The sequence below is a fragment of the Yersinia bercovieri ATCC 43970 genome, assembly GCF_013282745.1.
Lineage (GTDB): Bacteria > Pseudomonadota > Gammaproteobacteria > Enterobacterales > Enterobacteriaceae > Yersinia > Yersinia bercovieri.
The window spans coordinates 326,079-349,938 of sequence record NZ_CP054044.1; the positions used below are offsets into that span (position 1 = coordinate 326,079).

Here is a 23,860-nt window from a genome sequence, read left to right on the forward strand (position 1 = left end):
TCCCCCTAGGATGCAGTGGCATCGATAGGTGTAGTTCCCCCGAAGCGACGCTCGCGTTGTGCAAATGCATTCAGCGCACCTTCAAAGACATGTTCATCAAAATCAGGCCAGAGTACATCAGTAAAGTAAAGTTCAGCATAGGCAATTTGCCACAACAAGAAATTACTGATGCGATGTTCACCACCGGTTCTGATCACTAAATCCACCTCAGATTGCTCATGCAGGCAGATATGCGAGTTTAGCGATTCTTCATTGATATCTGTGGGTTGCAGCTCCCCTCGCTGTACTTGTTCAGCTAAATGGCGCACACCCTGAATAATATCCCAACGCCCACCATAATTGGCAGCAATGTTAAGTTTCAGACCGTCATTATTTGCTGTTAACACTTCTGAGCGACGGATCCGTTGTTGCAAACGTTCACTAAATCGACTGATATCACCAATAACCGATAAACGCACATTATGTTTATGCAGGCTTTTTACTTCGCTGTCCAGCGCACGAACAAAAAGCTCCATCAGGGCGGTGACTTCTTGAGCAGGGCGGTTCCAGTTTTCACTACTGAAAGCATAAAGCGTGAGCGCATCCAAATGATGAGTAGCCGCAAAACTCACTGCCCGGCGAACTGACTTCACTCCTGCTTTATGACCGAAAACCCTCAATTTACCCTGATTTTTAGCCCAACGCCCATTACCATCCATAATGATAGCGACATGGCGTGGTATCAGGGGGGACAAGTTAGCCCTATCTTCATTTACAGACGACATAATGCGAACTCATTTCCTCAATAAACCAATTGTTCGTCCCGAACATTAGGCAGTAAGAGCACAAAAAAAGCCGTGTACCAAGTCACGGCTTCTTAAGTGACAGCCAAAATAGACGGTTTAAATACCTATTGGGCCACTAATCAACAGTCTATCTCTCCATCGACGGTGCAGACTATACCATCTCAGCCTTGCCCTAACAAATTCCCAAATCAGGCAGTAGCTCTGAATTATTCAATTTTGCGATTGCATTCGCAGCTGCATTACGGGCTTTACGATCAATCACCAGCACCTCATCCACACAGCTGGGTTCTGGCAATGACAAAGACTCCACTACCACTCGATTAATGGCTGCAATATCAGTGAAGCGAATCTGTGAATCTAAAAATGCCATGACAGAGACTTCGTTAGCCGCATTCAGTGCAGTAGTAGCGGCCTGCCCGGCATTACATGCGTCGATCGCCAATTTCAGGCATGGATAACGTTGATAATCCGGTGTAGCAAAGGTCAGTTCACGTATCTTGCAGAAATCCAGTGCTGTTACACCAGAGTTAACCCGCATTGGGTAGGCCATGGCATGCGCAATCGGTGTGCGCATGTCAGGTGTTCCCATTTGTGCCAACACGCTGCCATCATGATAGCGCACCATCGAGTGAATGACGGATTGAGGATGTAAAATCACCTCAATTTGTTCTGCGCTAGCATTAAATAACCAACGGGCTTCAATATACTCCAGCCCTTTATTCATCATTGTCGCAGAATCGACTGAAATTTTACGCCCCATAGACCAGTTTGGATGAGCACAAGCTTGATCCGGGGTGACATCGGCGAATTGCGACAACGGGGTTTCACGCAATGGACCGCCAGAGCCAGTCAAGATGATGCTAGAAACGCCATTCTCACTCAATGAAGAGTAGCCTAATTGGCGCTGAATTTTTTCAGGTAAACTCTGAAAAATAGCATTATGCTCGCTGTCAATTGGCAGCAGTTGCGCTTTACTGCTCTTAACTTCATCCATAAACAGCTTGCCGCAGGTAATCAGTGACTCTTTGTTAGCCAGTAATACCTGTTTACCCGCACGAATCGCCGCTAATGTAGAAGATAATCCGGCAACACCGACAATCGCCGCCATCACTTGATCAACATCATCTAACGCCGCCAGTTCACAGGCAGCTTTTTCGCCAGCGTATACTTCGGTTCTTGATCCCTTTTCAGCCAATAGCAGGCGCAGCGCTTTAGCCGATAGTTCATCGGACATTGCAGCGTAACGGGGAGCGAATTCAAGACATTGCTGAGCCATCTGCTCGACATTGCGGCCAGCAACCAACGCAGTGACTTTGAATAATTCAGGATTAGCGCGCACAACACCCAAAGTGCTGTTGCCGATGGAACCAGTAGAACCAAGAATAGTCAGTTGCTTCATGAGAGTGCTCTGAATAACTGTTTTTATGATAGGCGAGGCGTTAACCATCTGTATGACAGGCGGTATTATTAATATCCTCGTGCCCAATTTTATGGCGCTTTATGAGCTCATAACAGATTGGCCGAAAGCAGAGCGCCACCTAAGCAGCGCTTTGCAATTATGAATGAGGATTAGAAATCCATTAGCTCGGCTTCTTTCGCAGCCAATGCAGCATCAACTTTCTTGATAAAGGCATCAGTCAGCTTTTGTACTTCATCTTGAGAACGACGATCTTCGTCTTCACTGATCTCTTTATCTTTCAACAAAGCTTTCACTTTCTCGTTAGCATCGCGGCGCACGTTACGAATAGAAACACGGCCCTGCTCTGCTTCGGCGCGAACAACTTTGATCAGGTCTTTACGGCGCTCTTCAGTCAATGCTGGCAGTGGAACACGAATAACGGTGCCAGCAGAAGAGGGGTTCAGGCCCAAATCAGAGGTCATGATCGCTTTCTCAACTGCTGCACTCAGGCTGCGGTCAAAAACAGTCAACGCCAAAGTACGGGAGTCTTCAACAACGATGTTAGCCAACTGGCGCAGTGGTGTAGCAGTACCATAGTACTCAACCTGAATGCCATCAAGAATACTTGGAGAAGCACGGCCGGTACGGATCTTACTGATATGGTTCTGGAAAGCTTCTAAGCATTTTTCCATGCGCACTTCAGTATCTTTTCTAATTTCGTTAATCACGTTGTCAACCCTTGAAAACTGGTTACTTGGCAGGCCATAACTTCAGTATAGCCAGTGAATATACAAACCAACAGTTGCTGGCTAGAGGGGCAAATCTTCAATTGAGATCCCCCTGACAGGACGAGTAGCCGCTTATTTCGCGATCGAGGTCACTTCTTTAGTGATCAACGTCCCTTCATTCTCACCCATCACCACACGACGCAGAGCGCCTGGCTTATTCATGTTGAAGACGCGAATTGGCAGGTTATGGTCACGAGCCAGAGTGAAGGCTGCCAGATCCATAACTTTCAGTTCACGCTCTAAAACGTCCTGATAGGTTAGCTGTTCATATAGCGTCGCGTCAGGATTTTTCACCGGATCTGCGGAGTAAACCCCATCGACTTTGGTGGCTTTCAACACAACATCAGCTTCGATTTCAATACCACGCAGACACGCAGCAGAGTCAGTGGTGAAGAAGGGGTTACCCGTACCGGCGGCAAAAATCACCACGCGGTTGTGGCGCAGCAAGCTGATAGCTTCAGCCCAGCTGTAATTATCACACACACCATTCAATGGAATAGCTGACATCAGGCGGGCGTTCACATAGGCACGGTGCAGTGCATCTCGCATTGCCAGGCCGTTCATTACGGTAGCCAGCATTCCCATGTGGTCGCCCACGACGCGGTTCATTCCTGCCTGTGCCAAACCGGCACCGCGGAATAAGTTACCACCGCCAATGACCACACCGACCTGAATGCCCAATTCGACCAGCTCTTTAACTTCTTGAGCCATGCGATCCAAAACGCTTGCGTCGATACCAAAACCTTCTGCGCCTTGCAGGGCTTCGCCACTAAGCTTAAGCAGGATACGCTGATATACGGGTTTTGCATTGGTTGCCATGGTGTTCTGTCCTAAGCAGCAGTAAAAATATTGGGGGGTGAATAAAATGGAACCGCCTATTGGCGGCCCATTTTTAGCATTAAGACTGTTTGCTCATTGCTGCAACTTCAGCAGCAAAGTCAGTCTCAGCTTTCTCGATGCCTTCGCCCACTTCGAAGCGGATGAAGTTTACAACGTCAGCTTTGTTCTCTTTCAACAAATCGCCAACAGTTTTGCTTGGGTCCATAACGAAGTTCTGACCAGTCAGAGAAACTTCGCCGGTGAACTTACGCATGCGGCCTTCAACCATCTTCTCAGCAATTTCACGTGGCTTGCCGGATTCGATAGCAATGTCCAACTGGATTTGGTGCTCACGAGCAACAACTTCAGCAGGAACATCATCTGGCTTAACATATTCAGGTTTGCTTGCAGCAATGTGCATAGCAATGTGCTTAACCAGCTCTTCATCAGCGCCAGTTGCAGCAACCATAACGCCGATACGTGCGCCGTGCAGATAAGTCCCCAGAACGTCGCCTTCCAGCGCAGCAATACGGCGAATATTGATATTCTCACCGATTTTAGCCACCAGGTTTGCACGTTGTTCTTCGAACTTAGCTTTCAGAGCGTCGATATCAGCGATTTTGTCAGCCAGAGCTGCGTTGATAACTTCTTCACCAAATGCTTTGAAGCCAGCATCTTTAGCAACGAAGTCAGTTTCGCAGTTCAGTTCCAGAATCACACCGAATTTACCGTCGGCTGAAACTTTAGCCAGGATGATGCCTTCAGCAGCGATACGACCTGCTTTCTTGGCAGCTTTAGCCTGACCAGATTTACGCATATTGTCGATGGCAAGCTCGATGTCGCCGTTAGCTTCAACCAACGCCTTTTTACATTCCATCATGCCTGCGGCAGTACGCTCACGCAGTTCTTTTACCAAAGCAGCGGTAATAGCAACCATTTAAATTTCCTCGGTTCTCTTGTGAAGAGAAGATCTCACATTAGATACGCAAAGGGGGCCTATAAAAGGCCCCCCTAACCAACATATTTCAATACCTGGTTAATAAGGGCTCCTGCGAGCCTGACTTATTATTCAGCTTCTACGAAGCTTTCTTCCGCTTGAACGGCCAGATCTTGAGAACGACCTTCATTGACGGCAGTAGCAACCGCGCTCAGGTACAGCTTAACTGCACGGATTGCGTCGTCGTTACCTGGGATGATGAAGTCAACGCCATCTGGATCGGAGTTAGTATCAACGATAGAGAATACCGGGATACCCAGGTTGTTAGCTTCTTTGATAGCGATGTGTTCGTGATCAGCATCAACAACAAACAGAGCGTCTGGTAAACCGCCCATGTCTTTGATACCGCCCAGGCTGTTTTCCAGCTTGTTCAGCTCACGAGTACGCATCAGCGCTTCTTTTTTGGTCAGCTTGTCAAAGGTGCCGTCTTGAGACTGGATTTCCAAATCTTTCAAACGTTTGATGGACTGACGAACTGTTTTCCAGTTAGTCAGCATCCCGCCCAACCAGCGATGGTTCACGAAGAACTGGTCGCAGTTGTTGGCAGCTTCTTTTACCGCTTCGCTTGCTGCGCGTTTAGTACCAACGAACAAGATCTTACCTTTACGGGAAGAGATCTTTTTCAATTCAGCCAGAGCTTCGTTGAACAGTGGTACGGTCTTTTCCAGGTTGATGATGTGAACTTTGTTACGTGCGCCGAAGATGAAAGGCTTCATTTTCGGGTTCCAGTAACGGGTCTGGTGACCGAAGTGAACACCGGCCTGGAGCATGTCGCGCATGGAAACAGTTGCCATGATTAAAACCTCTATAGTATCAGTTGGGGTTATGCCTCCACGTGTCCCATAACGCCGACCCCATAAGCGATTGATATTAATCAAAAACTTTAGGGCACCCCGGCGTATGTGTCGACACGTGTGTGTTATTTACACATATGAGTGCGATTGGTATTACTCAGCTAAACAACGTATTCGTGACCAGAATATCTCCAAGAACACAGTACGGTTCGCCGGCGCGCTTTATACCATAAACAGCCACAACACACCAACTTTTGTTGCATCTTGTGCCGCGACTGCAAACGAAAGTTTGGCAGCAAATTGCAGGGCTGGTAACATTGGCGACAGATTTTTTATTAATCGACATACACCTGTTTTTTTCTGCATCTATGCCCTGAACATTTGGCGTGGCAGCTCGGTAGCAAGTTCGCCCCTGCACCTCAAGTACGAAGGTCATATTAATAATGGCGGCTGATATTCACAGCCCCTACGGACACTTTTGCATGGCAATCTCAATCAAAACACCTGAAGATATTCAAAAAATGCGCGTTGCTGGCCGCCTGGCTGCTGAAGTGCTGGAGATCATTGAGCCTCACGTCAAACCTGGGGTAACCACCGGTGAACTCGACCGCATTTGTCACGACCATATCACCAACCACCAGCAGGCTATTTCTGCATGTTTGGGCTATCACGGCTTTCCGAAATCTGTCTGTATCTCGGTGAATGAGGTCATTTGCCACGGTATCCCCAGTGATGAAAAAGTCCTGAAAGATGGCGATATCGTGAATATCGACGTTACCGTGATTAAAGATGGCTTCCATGGCGATACCTCAAAAATGTTCATTGTCGGCAAACCGACCATTTTGGGTGAGCGGTTGTGCCGCGTGACACAAGAGAGCCTGTATCTGGCCATCAACATGGTCAAACCGGGTATTCGTCTGCGTACGCTGGGTAAAGAGATCCAGAAGTTTGTGGAAGCGGAAAACTTCTCGGTGGTACGTGAATATTGTGGTCACGGCATTGGCGAAGGTTTCCATGAAGAGCCACAAGTGCTGCACTACGATGCCGATGACGGCGGCGTCATTTTGCAACCAGGTATGGCGTTCACCATTGAACCCATGGTCAATGCAGGGGATTACCGCATTCGCACCATGAAAGATGGTTGGACAGTAAAAACTAAAGATCGCAGCTTGTCGGCACAGTATGAGCATACTATTGTGGTAACGGATAACGGCTGCGAAATAATGACGTTGCGCAAGGATGACACCATCCCCAACATCATAACGCACGAGTAATAACGACAAGCCGGCACCCGCCGGCTTTTTTATGGGCTGCGTTTTTTATCCGATATACATTCATCGGGTAAATATTCATCGGGTAAACATATGTCTGAAAATCATACCGAGCACTCTGAATCACGCGCGCTCACGCTGACTATTCCTGAGCAGCCCCCATCACCCAGCACCTATCTTGATGGCGAGCTTAATTGCCAGATACTCAAGCAACGGCTTGAGACGTTTCAATTCTGGCTAACTGAAGCATTCAACGGTGGAATAAGCGCCGAGATACTCATTGCTGCGCGCAGTGATTACATTGATCGTCTGTTACGGCGACTATGGACATTCTATGGCTTTGATGAGGTGCCAGAAACCGCGCTGGTCGCCGTCGGTGGCTATGGTCGGGGCGAACTACATCCCCTGTCAGACATTGATGTGCTTGTCCTAAGTAAGCAGCGCCTAAATGATGAACATGCTCAGAAAATCGGTCAGTTGATTACGCTGCTATGGGATCTGAAGTTAGAAGTCGGCCATAGTGTGCGGACGCTGGAGGAGTGCTTGCTGGAAGGGCTAGCTGATCTCACCGTTGCCACCAATATGATTGAATCTCGCTTAATTTGTGGCGATGTGGCCCTGTTTTTACAGATGCAAAAACACATTTTTAGCGATGGATTCTGGCCTTCACCCCAATTTTTCCATGCTAAAGTTGCCGAACAGCAAGAGCGGCATAAGCGCTACCACGGCACCAGCTACAATCTCGAGCCAGATATCAAAAGCAGCCCTGGCGGATTAAGGGATATCCATACCCTACTCTGGGTGGCGCGTCGTCATTTTGGTGCTACCTCATTAAGTGAGATGGTTGATTTCGGTTTTCTGACCAAAGCTGAGCGCAACGAACTGATTGAAAGCCAAAGTTTTTTATGGCGTATCCGTTTTGCGCTGCATCTGGTATTGACCCGTTACGATAACCGCCTGCTATTTGATCGCCAACTCAGTGTTGCCCAGCTGTTGCAATATCAGGGCGAAGGCAATGAACCGGTCGAGCATATGATGAAGGATTTTTATCGTATGACACGCCGGGTTAGCGAACTGAACAATATGTTGTTGCAGCTGTTTGACGAAGCCATACTGGCGCTAGATACCAATGAAAAGCCGCGCCCGCTGGATGATGAATTTCAGTTACGTGGCGATCTCATTGATCTGCGTGATGAGAATCTCTTTGTACAGCAGCCCGAAGCAATTATGCGCATGTTTTACCTGATGGTTCGCAATCAGGAGATCAAAGGCATTTACTCCACTACGATGCGCCGCTTACGCCATGCCCGCCGGCATTTGAAGCAGCCGCTATGTCACATTCCTGAAGCCCGTAAGCTGTTTATGGCAATCTTGCGCCATCCAGGGGCGGTCTCCCGCGCATTGCTGCCAATGCATCGCCACAGTGTACTCTGGGCCTATATGCCGCAATGGGGCAGTATCGTCGGCCAGATGCAGTTTGACCTGTTTCATGCTTATACCGTTGATGAGCACACGATTCGGGTGCTACTTAAGCTCGAAAGTTTCGCCGATGAAAAGACACGGCCACAGCACCCTTTGTGTGTAGAGCTTTATCCACGCCTGCCTCAGCCTGAATTACTGCTGCTCGCCGCGCTATTCCACGATATTGCCAAAGGTCGTGGTGGTGACCATTCAATTCTCGGCGCTCACGATGTGCTGGAATTTGCTGAACAGCATGGGCTTAACTCACGGGAGGCGCAGTTGGTCGCTTGGTTAGTCCGCTGCCATTTATTGATGTCAGTAACCGCCCAGCGGCGGGACATTCAAGATCCGGATGTGATTCAGCAATTCTCCGCTGAGGTACAAAGCGAAACCCGCTTGCGCTATTTAGTCAGTCTGACCGTAGCCGATATTTGCGCCACCAATGAAACCCTGTGGAATAGCTGGAAACAGAGCCTGTTACGCGAACTCTATTTTGCGACCGAGAAACAGCTACGCCGTGGTATGCAAAATAGCCCAGATTTACGTGATCGCGTCCGCCACCATCGGCTACAGGCCTTGGCACTGCTGCGGATGGATAATATTGATGAAGAAGCGCTACATCGTATCTGGAGCCGCTGTCGGGCCGATTACTTCCTGCGCCATTCACCCAATCAATTGGCCTGGCATGCCCGCCATTTGCTGGCCCATGACTCAACCAAACCGCTGGTGCTGGTTAGCCATCAGGCAACCCGTGGCGGCACCGAAATCTTCATCTGGAGCCCTGATCGCCCATCACTATTTGCCGCGGTTGTCGGTGAGTTGGATCGCCGCAACCTGAGTGTCCATGACGCACAAATTTTCACCAACCGCGATGGGATGGCGATGGATACCTTTGTGGTGCTGGAGCCAGATGGCAGCCCGCTGGCGCAAGATAGGCATCCCATCATCAGCCATGCTTTAGAGCAAGCTATGACGCAACCAAACTATCAGCATCCGCGCGTCAGGCGGTTATCACCCAAGCTGCGGCATTTCAGCGTGCCGACTGAAACTAACTTTTTGCCGACTCACAATGAGCGCCGAACTTATCTTGAGCTAATTGCGCTGGATCAGCCGGGCCTACTGGCGCGCGTTGGCGAGATTTTTGCGGATTTAGGATTATCACTACATAGCGCACGTATCACGACGATCGGCGAACGGGTGGAGGATCTATTTGTGTTAGCCGATAAAGATCGCCGCGCATTGAGTGTAGAAACGCGCCGTGAATTAGCACAACGGTTGACAGATACCCTCAATCCGAACGATAAACTGTGATACAAATAACTTTTTAGCGATTAATTTACTTACAACTTCTTAATGTTAGGGAAGAGAAATAGAATGCAACAACTACAAAACGTTATTGAAACCGCCTTCGAGCGCCGTGCAGAGATTACGCCAGCGAACGTAGACACCATCACGCGCGAAGCTATTAATCACGTGATCGATCTACTCGATACCGGCGCACTGCGTGTTGCAGAAAAAATTGATGGTCAGTGGGTCACTCACCAATGGCTGAAAAAAGCGGTGCTGCTCTCTTTCCGCATTAATGACAATCAGGTTATGGAAGGCGCAGAGACCCGCTACTACGATAAAGTGCCGATGAAGTTCGCGGGTTATGACGAAGCACGTTTCCAACGTGAAGGCTTCCGTGTGGTGCCACCGGCAACAGTGCGTAAAGGGGCCTTTATTGCCCGTAATACCGTGCTAATGCCCTCTTATGTGAATATTGGCGCATTCGTTGATGAAGGCACCATGGTCGACACATGGGCTACTGTCGGCTCTTGCGCGCAAATTGGTAAGAACGTGCACTTATCTGGCGGTGTTGGCATTGGCGGCGTACTGGAACCACTGCAAGCTAACCCAACCATTATCGAAGACAACTGCTTTGTGGGCGCACGTTCAGAAGTGGTCGAAGGGGTGATCGTCGAAGAGGGTTCCGTTATCTCCATGGGGGTATTTATCGGCCAAAGCACCCGTATTTATGATCGTGAAACCGGTGAAATCCACTATGGCCGTGTTCCAGCAGGTTCGGTTGTCGTTTCAGGTAACCTGCCATCAAAAGACGGCAGCTACAGTCTATACTGTGCAGTTATCGTGAAAAAAGTTGATGCCAAAACACGCGGAAAAGTTGGTATTAATGAGTTATTACGCACTATCGACTAATATTGAAACAAGCGGGCTAACCACCCGTTTTTTTTTGCCTGATAAAGCAGTTATCGCCTGCAATCACATATTTTGGCGGAATTTACCGTCACAATAGAAAACTGTGGAATATAAGACCAAAAAGGTGGCGCTATGTATGACAATCTGAAAAGCTTAGGAATTACACAACCAGAAGATGTCGATCGCTATAGCCTGCGTCAGGAGGCCAATAACGACATTCTGAAAATTTATTTCCGCAAAGATAAGGGCGAATTTTTCGCGAAAAGTGTGAAATTCAAATATCCGCGCCAACGCAAAACAGTGGTGGCGGATAATGCAGGCCATGGCTACAAAGAGATCAATGAAATCAACCCCAATCTACGTTATGTCATTGATGAGTTAGATCAATTGTGCAAACGCGATCAGATTGAAGTTGATTTAAAACGTAAAATCCTGGATGACCTGCGTCATTTAGAGAGTGTGGTCGCCAATAAAATTTCTGAGATTGAATCTGACCTGGAAAAATTAACCAGTGGCCGTTAAATCGGTTGCAGTTAAATCGTAGGGTAGATATTAAGTCTGATACCTATTGTGGCGTAAACATCACGCCACAATAGGGGCTTAATTCAGCCCTAACTCAAATCTATTAATCGTGATCTGCCATTTAACGGTAGCCCGCGACTGCCGCAGAGCGCTCATTCATTGCCCGCACAGCATCATGTGCACCCACAATTCCCATTGGTATGCCGTAATCTGCAGTATAGCGATTTGGGGTGGAATAATAGGGAATCGAATTGTCAGCCATAATAGTTGATAAAAGCCCGTAACCTGCATTATATGAGCCATCACTATGATAATGTTTCAGGCCCATATTATGGCCCATTTCATGGCGCATAACGGCTTTTCCACAATTTGTTGAACCTGTGGCAACCATATTCTTGCTATTATTGTGGGTGCCTAGCCATGACAACCCACAACCATCTTCAGTACCTTTATAATAAATACCATCAGCTTTTAACGTATCCCGCCACTCTTGTACAAGAGTATCATCACGTAAATCCCGAAGAGGATGGCCTAACTTGCTCCAGTGCGCTTTCGCCTCTATCTGCCGTAAACCCACCATACGGTAGCGAAAGTTGGCCCCAGAATTTTCCAGAGCCTCATTGGTTATATTAAGTTCTTCTATCAACTGAGCCCGGATGACATCTTCACCAAACTTGTCTGCGGCTTTATCGCTGTAAAGCAATAACATATCAATGGTGACTGTTTCGCGGAACCATAGCCCTTGCTCATCCACTTTAAATGCCACCGTCTCACCCTGAGAGACTTTATAGTTTTCTTTACCCGCCGAAACTGAAATATCTGACTCAGCATCACTATTAATGATAACCCGACTACCTGATAACGGGTTTGTCGGTAACCGTAATTCTGGCTGATAATTATTGGTAGATATATTAATGATCGTTCGTGGCGTGCGTAATTCAGGAACTTCTCCACTAAGAATATCTTGCGATTGATAAACCGTATCCGGCGAACTGATTAATTGCCACTTTCCATTTTCAGCAATATAGAAAAAATCATACTGTTCGCCATTACGGAGCTTCATCACCCCCGGATCATTAATATGGGTAGTATCAATTATCGTTATCTTGTCAGTTGATGACTTCAGTGTGATTTTATCACGGTCCCCAGCTTGCTCAGGCAGTTTTATTTTGGCCAACCAATGACTATCAGTAATATCGACCAGCGTGTTTTTTCCTGTTGGATATGGTATCTCTCCATCAGTGCTATCAAACTCGGCTCTTCTTATTGGCGCAGATTCAAATACCCAACCATTGAATTTTTTCAGATATTTTAAAACATACTGATCACCACTTTTTATCGTGCTGGTGCTGTTATATAGCAAATGCTCCGCAGCGATTTTTGCCTCACTGTTTGTTGCGGCAGAGCGGATAATAATAAGCGCCCCATCCTCGGCGGCAGCTGGAAGCCTAATTTCAGGCACCCAGTTATAGCTCTCCATCATATAGTAGGTAATACCTTTTAACTTATCAGGAATAGTATTACCGACACTGTCTGGCGTCAGGAAGTTAATATCTGTCCCCTGGATAGTCCATTGCTGTATATCTTCACGGTATTCAAGAGAGTATTTACTGCCAGTTTCAATTTTTATTGTGGTAAATGGTAGATGCAGGTATGCATTATATCCTGCAAAAGATTGAATAACAACGCGATCCCCCTGCTCAGGTTGCAGTGGTAAAAAGATATCTTTAGTCCAGTTACCATCTGAAAGTTTGAACTCCACCTCACTATGGCCTGAAGGTAATAAGCCACTATTTAATTTATTCGGTGTAGTGGATAAGGGGTTAGCTATCGGCCGTGCTTTTCGCTTTTGCTTCTCTTCATTATTAACATTTATATCGACTTCTTCACTCACTACGCCATCGGTAACATCTGGAGTTGAACCCAGTGATTCATTACTAATATTAGTCTGTTGTTTGGCAGGAGGAGTATGGCCACCACTGTTTGGCGTCAGAAAATCAATATCTGTTCCTTTTACACTCCATTGCTGAGTATCAGCGTGATATTCGAGAAAATATTGATCACCATTTTTAATACTCAATGAGCCAAATGGTAGATTTAGTGTTGAATTTTTAGCTGCTGAAGAACTAATCTCAACTTTGCATCTATCCGTCGGTTGTGTTGGTAATACAATCTCGTCAGTCCAATTATCATCTGACAGATCATATGTAAATTTAACCACCTCATCACTATCATCTATATAGCTAATAAAAACTTCTGAATCAGGGCTTTCATCACTAATATCTTCCTGTGGTTGGATGGGTAAAGAGTCAAGCACCCAGCCAGTGCCATTACATTTAGACTGATATCTGAAAATATAGTGATCGCCACGCTTAAGTGTTTTTTCCTCTTTACTTAATCTATTAACACCAGAAATTTTTGAATCAAATTCTGCTGTTGAGCTAATAACAATGATATCGCCATCTTCTGCTCTAGTTGGCAGAGTCACTTCATCTGCGTGATTACTATCATCCATCGAATAGCAGGTAAGATGGCTAGGATTATCAGGAGTAATATTGCCATCACTGTTTGGCGTCAGATAATTTATATCTGTTCCTTTGATACTCCATTGCTGAATATCTGATTGATATTCAAGAGAGTATTCACTGCCAGGCTTAACTTTCACTGAGGTGAAAGGCAGATGTAACATTGCATCCCAGGTTGCTGAAGAACGAATAACAACTCTGCTATTATCGGCAGGATAGTCAGGTAAAAAAATATCGTAAACCGGTTTACCCTCTGAAAGTTCAAATATGATTTCATCATAACCTGAAGGTAAGCTACCACAACCCAATTGATCCGATGTAACAGAAAGAAAAGTACTATTCATAGTGCTGCGTCTCTTAAAAAAAGTAAATAAGTCACTGCATTGGCAGTCGCAGCAACATTACACAGAGACCATTGATGAACCATTTAAGTGTGGGTTAATTATGAGAAATGAAGAAATATTGAAGTTTATAAAGGAGTAGCCTCAGTTTTATTATGTAAATTAATTATTAACCCTGAGGCCAAACTACTGCTTATTACTGAACTAATCGCCCCCATTGCTCGACCCATGGCGCGGAAACCGCTTCCGGCTCTGGCTGCTCAATAGCATCAATCTCTAATTTTTCACCAATCCGAGTTGCCCCCTGCTCTTGTAGCAACTCATCAAATGCACGCCCAGCGCCGCAGAAATTATCATAACTGCTGTCACCCAGAGCAATGACACCATAGCGCAGCTCAGGCTGGAATCCGACCTGATCGCGAACCGCCACAAAGAGCGAAGCAATGCTATCGGGAAAGTCGCCCTGCCCGGTGGTCGAGGTGATCACCAGAACATAATGTTGGCGATAGTATTGCCAGGCCTCTAAGGTACCCTCGTCGAACACTTTGACGTCGTGGCCCTGCTCTTTCAGTATATTCTCAGCCTCTTCTGCCACTAACAGTGCGTTACCGTAGACTGTGCCAACAAAAATCCCGATCTGAGCCATAAAATAGATACCTTTTTAGCTAGAAAAAATTATTCACTATCCTGACTGGCGGCTACAGAAAACTCAACCCTTTCAAGATGAGGGGCAATGCCCGACCAACCAAAATGTGACATCAATCCTTGCCAGGACTCATCCCAACGCGCAGTAAGCGAAAGAGCTTCACCGGTCACCGGATGATTCAGTTCTAAATGGCTCGCATGTAGCATAAGTCTTGAACAATCAAAGTGTTGTGCAACGCCACGATTCTGTCGTAAGTCACCGTGAGTGCTATCACCGATGATTGGATGACGGATATGCGCCATATGCCGCCGCAACTGATGCTTACGTCCTGTTTCCGGCTTCAGCTCCATTAAGCTAAAGCGCGCAGTGTCGTAGCGGCCAATGGCCACAGGCATTTCCACTTGTGCAAGCGGCTGATGATGAGTGACTGAAGGCTGTGGTGCTTTATCTGGGCGAGAAAATTTATCAGCAATCTTATCCAGCTCTTCGGTCATTTCGTAATCAACCGTCCCCCCTCCAGCACATATCCACGGACTACCGCATGATATGTTTTCTGAATTTGATGCTGCTCAAACTGCAAAGAGAGCGCACGAGCAACATCGCTGGATAGCGCCATCAACAATACCCCTGATGTCGGACGATCCAGACGGTGCACGGTATAGACATGTTGACCGATTTGGTCGCGTACCGTTTGCATCACAAATACGGTTTCATTACTGTCCAGCCAGCTGCGATGAACCAGCCAACCAGCCGGTTTATTCACTGCAACTATATGTTCGTCTTGATAGATTATTTCCAGCATTAGGCACTTTCTTTATTTAGCAGGTCATCGAGACGCTGTAAGTGCACCAGCAGTGTGGTGCAATCGGGCCGGTCATCACCACTCAGCGCCTCTTCAAAATAGGGCGTGATAGCAAAACGGGTGGGAAGTGGGCCGTTTGATTCCAGCAATGCATACATCCGGGGAATAAGCACCCATTGCAACCACTGCTCAGCATCCATAGTGTCGATGCTGAAAGGTTCATTGCTTTCGAAAGCTTCTGCTTGCGGCGGAACTGTTTGCCAGAGATCAATGGCCCGCATAGCTAGCTCAATATCCTGAAGGCTCTGGCGCACTTTATTTTCTATATTCATGATTCTACTCTCAACCAAAAACAGCCATTCACCGGGCTGATTCAACGGCGGCAAAGCATACCACTGAAGCAGGCTATGCCCAAACTCACACCATAGGCAACAGATATAACCTAAGCAAAATGCGGATAAAAAAAGGGGTACTGTTTTACCAGTACCCCTCGATTCGTTTTATAGCTATCCAGCTAAAAGTGATGCTCCCTGCTCAATCCTTGAAAACTTTTCCGTTCGGTTATCCTAACCAGCAATCCGTAGCGTTGTCCTACACCATCCCGGTGCTAATCCTGAAGTTATCCTAACCCACCATCCATCCTGAACCGGCTCTCAATCTCCATCCTGGAGGTGTCCTATGTTTCATCCTGAAACGTCCCTTCACTCGTCCTAAGCAGTCCCTGTGTTCTTCATCCTGAAGTGGTAGCATCCGCTACCTTCCTTCTCCGCCAGATCCTATCCAGCGAGTAGAAGGATCGCTTAAACGACAAAGGGTGACAAGGTACTGTAAGGGTATTGATGCTGACACTTTTTCATATAAAAAAATGAACGTTTATAACAAAATGATTTTATTGAAGATAAATCTGGCACAAGAATTTTACATATGAGCAATAGAAGTGATGTCTCACAGCCCATGTGCGAGATCTCTCACACGCACGGGCCTCTGAATACAGGATAACCACTTATTTATTCAGGCAATAAGGGGCGTAATGCATCCAGGAAATGTATAAGCGTCGAAGCCAATAGCGTACGTTTACCGCTGCCAAATTGCTCTAACACCACATTGCCACTGACATTGCACAGTGAGGCCATGGTCATTTCTGACTCAGTGGTTGCCAAAAATAGCGTTGGAGAGAGTTTCAGTCTTTTTTGTGTTACCAGGTGACCAATCAGATTCTCCTGTAAGCGGATAAAATCATCTTCGCTCCACACTTGCAGCAAGCTGAAACGGTGATCACCAAGATCAGCCACCATGTCACCCGCATATTGGTAAGTGTAAAACTCATGAATATCTGGATGAAGCTGAATCTCCAGTGCCCGCTCAATATTGCTCAGATTGGCATCAGCAACACAGGGCTGAGGTAGCCAAATCACCTGATTATCCTGCGTTTCTAGGATGCAGGGTGAGGGTACGCCATAGAGTTCTTCACTGGCGGGAGGGTGCCCGGTTTGCTGCTGCCATAAATCGATATAGCGTTGAGTAAAACTGTTCAGTGCCGTTGAAACGTTCTGGTCCATTCTTAATTCTCAGTATCCTGGCAGCGTGCACTGCAACATGGTGGGTATCGCACCCGCTTAGAAATGCAGTTAAACGCGGCATAAATTGATAAACTAGAACCATTGTACCGAACTCTCATCATGGAAACAGCATGTCTGAATATCAAGACCACAAGGCGCTGGCGGAACTGACGCTGGGCAAACCAACCGCCTATCGCGATCACTATGACGTGACCTTACTACAAGCCGTACCACGTAGCATGAATCGCGAGCCTCTCGGCTTGTATCCAGATAACCTGCCCTTCCATGGCGCTGATATCTGGACGCTTTATGAGCTATCCTGGCTAAACAGCAACGGGCTACCACAGGTCGCGGTAGGCGAAATAAGCCTCAATGCGAATAGCGTCAATCTGATTGAATCAAAGAGCTTCAAACTTTACCTCAATAGTTTTAACCAAACTGTTTTTACTAATTGGGAGAGTGTGCAGGCGACTTTGCAACGTGATTTGGCCGCCTGTGCTGTGGGCGATGTCAGCGTCACGCTGTACCGGCTCGATGAAATAACGGATCAGCCGATTGCCAATTTTGCGGGAGAGTGTCTGGATCAGCAGGATATTCGCATTGATAGCTATGAATTCAGTGCAGATTATCTGCAAGGCGCGGCTGGGGCGAATCACGTAGCAGAGAGCCTCGTCAGCCACCTGCTCAAATCCAACTGCCTGATCACCCACCAACCCGATTGGGGATCAGTGCAAATCAGCTACAGTGGTCGGCAAATTAACCGCGAAGCACTGCTGCGCTATCTGGTCTCTTTCCGCCATCACAATGAATTTCACGAGCAGTGTGTGGAGCGCATCTTCAATGACATCATGCGTTTTTGTCAGCCGGAAACCTTGTCCGTCTATGCCCGCTATACCCGTCGTGGAGGATTGGATATCAATCCCTGGCGCTCCAACACCCATTTTGTACCGTCAGTAGGTCGTCTGGCACGGCAATAAATGCGCGCATGTGCGCAACATTTTAGCCCAGTGCACGTTAATGTTGGCAAAATGCGGGGGACAACGTTAAGGTTAATTACAGTATCTTCCGGCTATTTTCAGCAAAAAAACACAAACTGAATACTGAAAGATCTCTCTGATATTCCTAAGCAAAATAGAAAGTAGCATTCTGATACACGGGCACTACCACCCTCAAGGGTGTAAAGGAGCAACTTTGATTACACATATCAGCCCACTCGGCTCAATGGATCTGTTATCACAGCTAGAAGTGGATATGCTCAAGCGAACAGCTAGCAGTGATCTGTACCGTTTGTTCCGCAACTGCTCATTGGCCGTTCTCAACTCAGGTAGCCTGACTGATAACAGCAAAGAGCTTTTATCGCGCTATGAAACCTTTGATATCAACGTACTGCGCCGCGAGCGTGGTGTGAAGCTCGAACTGGTGAATCCGCCAGAGCATGCCTTTGTGGATGGTAAAATCATCCGTTCTTTGCAGGCGAACCTCTTTGCCGTACTGCGCGACATCTTATTTGTGAATGGCCAAATTGTTAGTGCGGAACATGACCAGCATTTGAATATGGGAAGCTCCAGCCATTTGACCAACTTGGTTTTCTCTATTTTACGTAATGCCCGCGCCCTGCATATTGATGAAGAGCCGAATATGGTTGTTTGTTGGGGGGGCCATTCGATCAATGAAAACGAGTATTTATACGCGCGCAAAGTCGGTAGCCAACTCGGTTTACGTGAGTTGAACATCTGTACTGGCTGTGGGCCGGGTGCTATGGAAGCCCCCATGAAAGGCGCAGCTGTCGGTCATGCCCAACAGCGCTACAGAAATAGTCGTTTTATCGGTATGACCGAGCCTTCAATCATTGCAGCGGAGCCGCCAAACCCGCTGGTCAATGAACTGGTTATCATGCCAGACATTGAAAAACGGCTCGAAGCCTTCGTCCGCATCGCACACGGGATAATTATTTTCCCAGGCGGTGTAGGGACCGCCGAAGAGCTACTCTATCTGTTAGGTATTCTGATGAATCCAGAGAACAGTGAGCAGGTATTGCCACTGATTTTGACCGGACCGAAAGAGAGTGCCGACTACTTCCGCGTTGTGGATGAGTTCATCATGAATACCCTGGGTGATGAAGCGCGTAAGTACTACCAAATTATTATTGGTGATCCGGATGAAGTGGCTCGCCAGATGAAAAAAGCGATGCCATTAGTGAAAGAGAATCGCCGCAATACTGGTGATGCTTATAGCTTTAACTGGTCAATCCGCATCGAGCCTGATCTGCAGCATCCATTTGAACCAACCCATGAAAACATGGCGGATCTGAACTTGTCCCATAATCAGCCCCCTGAGAAACTGGCCGCAGCGCTACGCCGTGCCTTCTCTGGAATTGTGGCGGGCAATGTGAAAGAGGTGGGAATTCAGGCGATTGAAGCTAATGGGCCATTCAAATTACACGGTGACCCGCAATTGATGAAGCAAATGGATAGCCTATTGCAAGGCTTTATCGCTCAACAACGAATGAAATTGCCGGGCAGTGATTATACGCCGTGCTACGAAATCTGTAGCTAAAAGAGAGGCACAATCACCGGGCAGCATTGAGATCCAGCGCTGCCCGACTCCACTGGCTTAATTCTCATATAAAACAGGCTATGCAAATCCACCTTCTTATCGTTGATGCCCTTAATTTAATTCGCCGCATTCACGCGGTGCAGGGTTCGCCTTGCATTAAGGCTTGCCAACATGCGCTGCAACAGTTGATTCAGCACAGCCAACCCACACATGCCGTGGCGGTTTTTGATGAAGATGACCGCTCGGACAGTTGGCGTCATCAGTGTCTGCCGGATTACAAAGCGGGCCGCTCCCCGATGCCCGATAACTTACAGCAGGAAATGCCCCTTATCCGTGAGGCATTCAATTCGCTAGGGGTCGCTTGCTGGCACTCACCGGGCAATGAAGCCGATGATCTGGCCGCAACGCTGGCAACTAAAATTAGCGGCACAGGCCATCAAGTGACGATTGTTTCGACCGACAAAGGTTACTGCCAGCTATTGGCACCAAATGTGCAGATTCGTGATTACTTTCAAAAGCGCTGGTTGGATATGCCGTTTGTGAAACAGGAGTTTGGCGTATTACCGCACCAACTGCCTGATTATTGGGGGCTTGCTGGGATCAGCAGCAGTAAAATTCCCGGCGTCGCGGGTATTGGGGCAAAAACGGCCACACTGTTGCTACAGCAGGCCAACACGCTAGAGGCACTCTATCAGGGGCTGGAGTCAGTACCGGAGAAATGGCGTAAAAAGTTGCAACTGCATCAAGATATGGCGTTTATTTGCAAAAAAATCGCCACATTGAAAACTGATTTACCATTGAGTGGCAACTTACAGCAGCTTCGTTTACAGAAAGATTAAGGGGCCAAAAGGCCCCTTAATCTGCTGAAAAAACCCGATGGCGCGATCTGGAACGGAGAGGACGGGTAGAAGAGTAAAGCGTCCGCGCCAGGGAGGGCGCGGTTCGAGCCTCCAGGGAAGGATTGACGGCGTCTTTACGATCTAGCTGTTCTCTCCGCAACCGGCACTTTGCCAATAACCTCAGGGGCCAAAAGGCCCCTTAAACATAACGTTATAGCGCTATATCACTCACTTTTACTCGCGTTCATCACGGCGCCCTGGAGAACCAGACCAAATACGACGCACATGCACCGTCACTTCTTCACGGTCATGGTAGAGCTGCTTGGCTTGAATATGCGCATTGATGCCATTCTCTCTCAGCTGCTCATCCATCATTTCCAGATTCTCTGAAACGATTTCAAAACGCTTTTTCATCGGCAATTTCAGGTTGAAAATCGCCTCACGGCACCAACCATTCACCAACCACTTGATGATAAGTTCGGTTACCTTAGCCGGTTTCTCCACCATATCGCACACTAACCAGTAGATATTGCTGCGTGTCGGCTCATATTTAAAACCATCAACACGGTGATGTGTCACCTGCCCAGTATCCATCAGGCTTTGCGCCATAGCACCGTTATCAATGGCCTGAACCATCATGCTGCGTTGCACTAACTGATAAGTCCAACCGCCGGGACATGCACCTAAATCAACAGCATGCATACCACTGGCCAAGCGCTCCTCCCATTCATCCGCAGGGATGAACATATGGAAAGCTTCTTCCAATTTTAATGTTGAGCGGCTTGGCGCATCTGATGGGAATTTAAGACGCGGGATCCCCATATAGAATGGGGAGTTGTTATTACTATAGGAGTAGCCGACATAACAACAACCTGACGCGATAAAGAACACATGCACCACAGGGCGGTGAGCATTTTCACGGGCGGATAATATTTTTTGTTCGCGCATAGCACTACGCAAAGGGACTGTCAGCTTACGACAAAACTTCAGTAACTCTTTGCTTTCATTAGTATCTGGGACTTCAACCCGTAATTCACCCGCTTTTTCGATAACGCCGGTCAACATACCCACAATAGGTGACACACGATCTTCCGGTGGCAGGTCTTTCAATAACTCACCCACCACCATCATTTGACGGGCAAAAATCAGCTCGCGGAATGGCACCTCACGAATCAAACGATCAGCATCTTCCAACTGATAACACTCAAACAGCACATAGCCGCTGTTATCTTTGACTCGCGCGAAACCAAAAATTTCGAGCTGTGCCGCTTTCGCGGTAATTTCTGCCGCACACTCTTTCTCAAAGCCGGAGCGGCAATATAAAGCAATTTTATTATTCATGGCGTTCTGCCCTTTTTCTTAGACGCAGTGCGCCAATCAACATCAAAATCCATCCCGCCAAGAAGCATACTCCGCCTACTGGCGTGATATATACCCACAGTTTCAGGTGCGATAGAGCCAGGCAGTATAAACTGCCACTAAAGAGTAGCGTTCCGAGCGCTAGCAAGGCTCCACTCCAGTAAAACCAAATACTTATCTGCCGTTGCATCGCAACAGCCAATGCCAGAATCGCCAACGTATGGAACCCTTGGTACTCCAGCCCGGTACGGATCCAGGCCATCTCATTCGGCCCCATTGTGGCGCTCAATACATGGGCACCAAAGGCGCCTAAAGCCACATAGAAAAAACCGCTCAGCGCGGCAAATATCAGCATTAACCGACTGTTCATCGCCATTAACCTTGAATTAGATAGAGTGATACCTTTGCTACTTGGCGCTGCAAGCACGTGCTGCAACACCCATAACTTTAGGTATGTCGTGATATCAGGCAATAACCTATTTTATCGTAGCCAGCGACCATCGTGAATGGGTGGTCATGACTGTGCAGAGAGGGTGATCGCTTAACACCATGATCAATCATTTGTCATAACGAAAACGCAATTTCTCCTGCTCACTGGCAGCTCTTGCCAGTATCCACTGACGAAAGGCGGCTATTTTACCCAGTTCTGCCTGGCTGTCATGGCAAACCAGATAAAAAGCATTTTTACTGACCAATACGTCATTAAATGGGCACACCAATCGCCCGGCTTCAATCTCAGACTGCGCCATCACATTATTCACCAACGCAATGCCTTGCCCATGAACGGCAGCCTGAACCACCATGGCGCTATGGCTGAATATCGGCCCTTGTTGCACATTAATCTGCGGCACCCCCAGTTGACGGGTATACGCCATCCAGTCTCGGCGGGAAGTATCATGCAACAGCGTATGATAAGCCAGATCTGCCGGTACTTTTAATCCATGCTCACCCATTAATAAGCCAGGAGCGCAGACCGGGAGTAAGAATTCAGCATACAGACGTTCAGTGCGCAAGCCGGTCCAATTGCCCCGACCATAAAATATCGCGACATCGACATCATCAGCGAGTTTATCCTCTTCCCGATCCACCGCCTGAATCCTGACATCAATGCCCGGATAAGCAGCATTAAATCCAGAAAGACGTGGCACCAGCCATTGGATAGCAAAACTGGGGGGCAGACTTACCGTCAATGCACCTTTCGCACTGCGGGCCTGTAATTTGCGGGTGGCTTCATTGATGGAGGTAAAAATCTCTTTGATATCGAGGTAATAGCTCTGCCCCTCTTCGGTCAGCAACAAAGAGCGGTTGCGGCGGCGGAACAATTTTAGCCCGAGAAAATCCTCCAGGGACTTTATCTGGTGGCTAACCGCAGCTTGGGTAACAAATAACTCGTCAGCCGCTTTAGTAAAACTTAGGTGGCGTGCGGCCGCATCGAAAACCCGCAAAGCATTCAAGGGTGGTAGTCGTTTTGACATGAGTTGGATACTTTTTTATAACGGTTCATCCTCAGATGAAACCCTTTGTTTACTTATTAGTTTTTATAATCCGAGGCATTATAAATTGTCCGTTGATGATGTGCCAGCAAATACCTATAGTGGCGGCACTTCCCAAGCCGGAACGAAAAGTAGGTTTAGTATCCAGGTACTGAAATGCTTTTGGCTTTGTGGTTGTGATGTTGTGTTTGCAAATGGTCTGGTATACCAGACATAGTAGCTAAGCTACTGTTTTTTTTTCACTTCCTGTACATTTACCCTGTCTGTCCATAGTGATTTTATGCAGCACCGCCACTTTCGCGGTGCTTTTTTTACCCAAATTTTAGAGTTTACTTAGTTTTTAGAGCTTAAATGTAAGCGCCACTTGGTATGGCACATCAGTCAGAGCTTACATTTAAGTTGTTATCACAGTTTTTTAGATATCATTTCAACAATGACTTAGCATAAAGCTAATTACCCTCAGCCATCTCTTTGACTTCTGAACGATTAATTTGCAGCTCGGTGCCATTAGCATCGGTGTAACTTATCATTCCTGTCTCATCATCTACTTTAGGTTTACCATCAGCAACGATAGTGCGACCATCATTAGTATGCATAACATAGTTGCTTGAACAGGCTGCTAGAGTAAAAGTGAGCATAAGTGCAGAAATTGCGGCAGCTGTCTTCTTCATAGGTGACTCCTTGCAGATTAAAATGCTGAAAAAC

The 23,860-nt window shown here is 47.3% G+C and carries 22 protein-coding genes and 1 pseudogene; 7 read left to right on the plus strand and 16 right to left on the minus strand.

Annotation, left to right across the window (positions count from 1 at the left end):
- Positions 1 to 5 precede the first annotated feature (5 nt).
- The 7 genes from ispU to HRK25_RS01645 all read right to left on the minus strand — a co-directional run bounded on the left by ispU (position 6) and on the right by HRK25_RS01645 (position 5,948).
- On the minus strand, positions 6 to 764 hold the full coding sequence (ispU, locus tag HRK25_RS01615; RefSeq protein ID WP_032898238.1) for a (2E,6E)-farnesyl-diphosphate-specific ditrans,polycis-undecaprenyl-diphosphate synthase: 759 nt from the start codon (positions 762 to 764) through the stop codon (positions 6 to 8).
- A 193-nt stretch (positions 765 to 957) separates the two neighbouring features.
- Positions 958 to 2,184 carry a 1-deoxy-D-xylulose-5-phosphate reductoisomerase gene (ispC, locus tag HRK25_RS01620; protein ID WP_005276105.1) on the minus strand — a complete coding sequence of 409 codons (1,227 nt, stop codon included), beginning with the start codon at positions 2,182 to 2,184 and terminating at the stop codon, positions 958 to 960.
- Between the two features lie 170 nt (positions 2,185 to 2,354).
- Positions 2,355 to 2,912: a ribosome recycling factor gene (gene frr / locus HRK25_RS01625; RefSeq protein WP_004874494.1), complete on the minus strand. Its 558-nt coding sequence runs from the start codon at positions 2,910 to 2,912 to the stop codon at positions 2,355 to 2,357.
- 132 nt (positions 2,913 to 3,044) lie between these two features.
- Positions 3,045 to 3,791 (minus strand): UMP kinase, encoded by a 747-nt coding sequence (pyrH, locus tag HRK25_RS01630; RefSeq protein ID WP_005185746.1) that lies wholly within the window; start codon positions 3,789 to 3,791, stop codon positions 3,045 to 3,047.
- 79 nt (positions 3,792 to 3,870) lie between these two features.
- Positions 3,871 to 4,728, minus strand: coding sequence for a translation elongation factor Ts (gene tsf / locus HRK25_RS01635; protein WP_005276101.1), 858 nt, complete (start codon positions 4,726 to 4,728; stop codon positions 3,871 to 3,873).
- A gap of 128 nt (positions 4,729 to 4,856) precedes the next feature.
- Entirely contained in the window at positions 4,857 to 5,582 is a 726-nt protein-coding gene (rpsB, locus tag HRK25_RS01640; protein ID WP_004706703.1) for a 30S ribosomal protein S2, read from the minus strand.
- Between the two features lie 222 nt (positions 5,583 to 5,804).
- On the minus strand, positions 5,805 to 5,948 hold the full coding sequence (locus HRK25_RS01645; RefSeq protein WP_005276097.1) for a hypothetical protein: 144 nt from the start codon (positions 5,946 to 5,948) through the stop codon (positions 5,805 to 5,807).
- Positions 5,949 to 6,064: 116 nt separating this feature from the next.
- Between HRK25_RS01645 and map the strand changes: the two genes are divergently transcribed.
- The 4 genes from map (at position 6,065) to HRK25_RS01665 (ending at position 11,035) form a co-directional block, all read left to right on the plus strand.
- Positions 6,065 to 6,856: a type I methionyl aminopeptidase gene (gene map / locus HRK25_RS01650; RefSeq protein ID WP_032898237.1), complete on the plus strand. Its 792-nt coding sequence runs from the start codon at positions 6,065 to 6,067 to the stop codon at positions 6,854 to 6,856.
- A gap of 90 nt (positions 6,857 to 6,946) precedes the next feature.
- Complete coding sequence (gene glnD / locus HRK25_RS01655) at positions 6,947 to 9,625, plus strand: bifunctional uridylyltransferase/uridylyl-removing protein GlnD (protein ID WP_005276092.1); 2,679 nt, start codon at positions 6,947 to 6,949, stop codon at positions 9,623 to 9,625.
- A gap of 63 nt (positions 9,626 to 9,688) precedes the next feature.
- Positions 9,689 to 10,513 carry a 2,3,4,5-tetrahydropyridine-2,6-dicarboxylate N-succinyltransferase gene (dapD, locus tag HRK25_RS01660; RefSeq protein WP_032898236.1) on the plus strand — a complete coding sequence of 275 codons (825 nt, stop codon included), beginning with the start codon at positions 9,689 to 9,691 and terminating at the stop codon, positions 10,511 to 10,513.
- Between the two features lie 132 nt (positions 10,514 to 10,645).
- On the plus strand, positions 10,646 to 11,035 hold the full coding sequence (locus HRK25_RS01665; protein WP_005276087.1) for a DUF3461 family protein: 390 nt from the start codon (positions 10,646 to 10,648) through the stop codon (positions 11,033 to 11,035).
- A 121-nt stretch (positions 11,036 to 11,156) separates the two neighbouring features.
- On the opposite strand, the gene HRK25_RS01670 is transcribed toward HRK25_RS01665, so the two are convergent.
- The 5 genes and pseudogenes from HRK25_RS01670 to syd form a co-directional block, all read right to left on the minus strand.
- Entirely contained in the window at positions 11,157 to 13,904 is a 2,748-nt protein-coding gene (locus tag HRK25_RS01670) for a M12 family metallo-peptidase (protein WP_005276085.1), read from the minus strand.
- 193 nt (positions 13,905 to 14,097) lie between these two features.
- Positions 14,098 to 14,547 (minus strand): flavodoxin, encoded by a 450-nt coding sequence (locus tag HRK25_RS01675; protein ID WP_005276081.1) that lies wholly within the window; start codon positions 14,545 to 14,547, stop codon positions 14,098 to 14,100.
- A 29-nt stretch (positions 14,548 to 14,576) separates the two neighbouring features.
- Positions 14,577 to 15,349: pseudogene (gene truC / locus HRK25_RS01680) on the minus strand (tRNA pseudouridine(65) synthase TruC).
- Complete coding sequence (locus HRK25_RS01685; RefSeq protein ID WP_032898234.1) at positions 15,349 to 15,681, minus strand: YqcC family protein; 333 nt, start codon at positions 15,679 to 15,681, stop codon at positions 15,349 to 15,351. Before HRK25_RS01685 ends, truC begins: the two are co-directional and overlap by 1 nt.
- A gap of 675 nt (positions 15,682 to 16,356) precedes the next feature.
- Positions 16,357 to 16,908, minus strand: a complete 552-nt coding sequence (gene syd / locus HRK25_RS01690) for a SecY-interacting protein (RefSeq protein WP_005276078.1) — start codon at positions 16,906 to 16,908, stop codon at positions 16,357 to 16,359.
- A gap of 131 nt (positions 16,909 to 17,039) precedes the next feature.
- On the opposite strand from syd, the gene queF reads away from it, so the two are divergent.
- From queF to xni, 3 genes are all read left to right on the plus strand, one after another.
- Positions 17,040 to 17,885: an NADPH-dependent 7-cyano-7-deazaguanine reductase QueF gene (queF, locus tag HRK25_RS01695; RefSeq protein WP_005276074.1), complete on the plus strand. Its 846-nt coding sequence runs from the start codon at positions 17,040 to 17,042 to the stop codon at positions 17,883 to 17,885.
- A gap of 214 nt (positions 17,886 to 18,099) precedes the next feature.
- A complete protein-coding gene (gene ppnN, locus HRK25_RS01700; protein ID WP_032898233.1) occupies positions 18,100 to 19,464 on the plus strand; it encodes a nucleotide 5'-monophosphate nucleosidase PpnN in 1,365 nt (454 codons plus the stop codon).
- Positions 19,465 to 19,544: 80 nt separating this feature from the next.
- Positions 19,545 to 20,303: a flap endonuclease Xni gene (gene xni / locus HRK25_RS01705; protein WP_005276069.1), complete on the plus strand. Its 759-nt coding sequence runs from the start codon at positions 19,545 to 19,547 to the stop codon at positions 20,301 to 20,303.
- A gap of 234 nt (positions 20,304 to 20,537) precedes the next feature.
- Here xni and rlmM read toward each other — a convergent pair whose 3' ends face one another.
- From rlmM to HRK25_RS01725, 4 genes are all read right to left on the minus strand, one after another.
- Positions 20,538 to 21,644 carry a 23S rRNA (cytidine(2498)-2'-O)-methyltransferase RlmM gene (rlmM, locus tag HRK25_RS01710; protein WP_032897310.1) on the minus strand — a complete coding sequence of 369 codons (1,107 nt, stop codon included), beginning with the start codon at positions 21,642 to 21,644 and terminating at the stop codon, positions 20,538 to 20,540.
- Positions 21,637 to 22,032, minus strand: a complete 396-nt coding sequence (locus HRK25_RS01715) for a DUF423 domain-containing protein (RefSeq protein ID WP_072083871.1) — start codon at positions 22,030 to 22,032, stop codon at positions 21,637 to 21,639. Before HRK25_RS01715 ends, rlmM begins: the two co-directional genes overlap by 8 nt.
- Positions 22,033 to 22,219: 187 nt before the next feature.
- Positions 22,220 to 23,137 carry a transcriptional regulator GcvA gene (locus HRK25_RS01720; protein WP_032897308.1) on the minus strand — a complete coding sequence of 306 codons (918 nt, stop codon included), beginning with the start codon at positions 23,135 to 23,137 and terminating at the stop codon, positions 22,220 to 22,222.
- Positions 23,138 to 23,604: 467 nt separating this feature from the next.
- Entirely contained in the window at positions 23,605 to 23,826 is a 222-nt protein-coding gene (locus tag HRK25_RS01725; protein WP_032897306.1) for a YgdI/YgdR family lipoprotein, read from the minus strand.
- Positions 23,827 to 23,860 lie beyond the last annotated feature (34 nt).

What these genes read in the sequence shown, in the direction of transcription:
- ispU (WP_032898238.1), bottom strand. Translation starts at nt 764, where the DNA reads ATGTCGTCTGTAAATGAAGATAGGGCTAACTTGTCCCCCCTGATACCA.
- ispC (WP_005276105.1), bottom strand. Translation starts at nt 2,184, where the DNA reads ATGAAGCAACTGACTATTCTTGGTTCTACTGGTTCCATCGGCAACAGC.
- pyrH (WP_005185746.1), bottom strand. Translation starts at nt 3,791, where the DNA reads ATGGCAACCAATGCAAAACCCGTATATCAGCGTATCCTGCTTAAGCTT.
- tsf (WP_005276101.1), bottom strand. Translation starts at nt 4,728, where the DNA reads ATGGTTGCTATTACCGCTGCTTTGGTAAAAGAACTGCGTGAGCGTACT.
- rpsB (WP_004706703.1), bottom strand. Translation starts at nt 5,582, where the DNA reads ATGGCAACTGTTTCCATGCGCGACATGCTCCAGGCCGGTGTTCACTTC.
- HRK25_RS01645 (WP_005276097.1), bottom strand. Translation starts at nt 5,948, where the DNA reads ATGCAGAAAAAAACAGGTGTATGTCGATTAATAAAAAATCTGTCGCCA.
- map (WP_032898237.1), top strand. Translation starts at nt 6,065, where the DNA reads ATGGCAATCTCAATCAAAACACCTGAAGATATTCAAAAAATGCGCGTT.
- glnD (WP_005276092.1), top strand. Translation starts at nt 6,947, where the DNA reads ATGTCTGAAAATCATACCGAGCACTCTGAATCACGCGCGCTCACGCTG.
- dapD (WP_032898236.1), top strand. Translation starts at nt 9,689, where the DNA reads ATGCAACAACTACAAAACGTTATTGAAACCGCCTTCGAGCGCCGTGCA.
- HRK25_RS01665 (WP_005276087.1), top strand. Translation starts at nt 10,646, where the DNA reads ATGTATGACAATCTGAAAAGCTTAGGAATTACACAACCAGAAGATGTC.
- HRK25_RS01670 (WP_005276085.1), bottom strand. Translation starts at nt 13,904, where the DNA reads ATGAATAGTACTTTTCTTTCTGTTACATCGGATCAATTGGGTTGTGGT.
- HRK25_RS01675 (WP_005276081.1), bottom strand. Translation starts at nt 14,547, where the DNA reads ATGGCTCAGATCGGGATTTTTGTTGGCACAGTCTACGGTAACGCACTG.
- HRK25_RS01685 (WP_032898234.1), bottom strand. Translation starts at nt 15,681, where the DNA reads ATGAATATAGAAAATAAAGTGCGCCAGAGCCTTCAGGATATTGAGCTA.
- syd (WP_005276078.1), bottom strand. Translation starts at nt 16,908, where the DNA reads ATGGACCAGAACGTTTCAACGGCACTGAACAGTTTTACTCAACGCTAT.
- queF (WP_005276074.1), top strand. Translation starts at nt 17,040, where the DNA reads ATGTCTGAATATCAAGACCACAAGGCGCTGGCGGAACTGACGCTGGGC.
- xni (WP_005276069.1), top strand. Translation starts at nt 19,545, where the DNA reads ATGCAAATCCACCTTCTTATCGTTGATGCCCTTAATTTAATTCGCCGC.
- rlmM (WP_032897310.1), bottom strand. Translation starts at nt 21,644, where the DNA reads ATGAATAATAAAATTGCTTTATATTGCCGCTCCGGCTTTGAGAAAGAG.
- HRK25_RS01715 (WP_072083871.1), bottom strand. Translation starts at nt 22,032, where the DNA reads ATGAACAGTCGGTTAATGCTGATATTTGCCGCGCTGAGCGGTTTTTTC.
- HRK25_RS01720 (WP_032897308.1), bottom strand. Translation starts at nt 23,137, where the DNA reads ATGTCAAAACGACTACCACCCTTGAATGCTTTGCGGGTTTTCGATGCG.
- HRK25_RS01725 (WP_032897306.1), bottom strand. Translation starts at nt 23,826, where the DNA reads ATGAAGAAGACAGCTGCCGCAATTTCTGCACTTATGCTCACTTTTACT.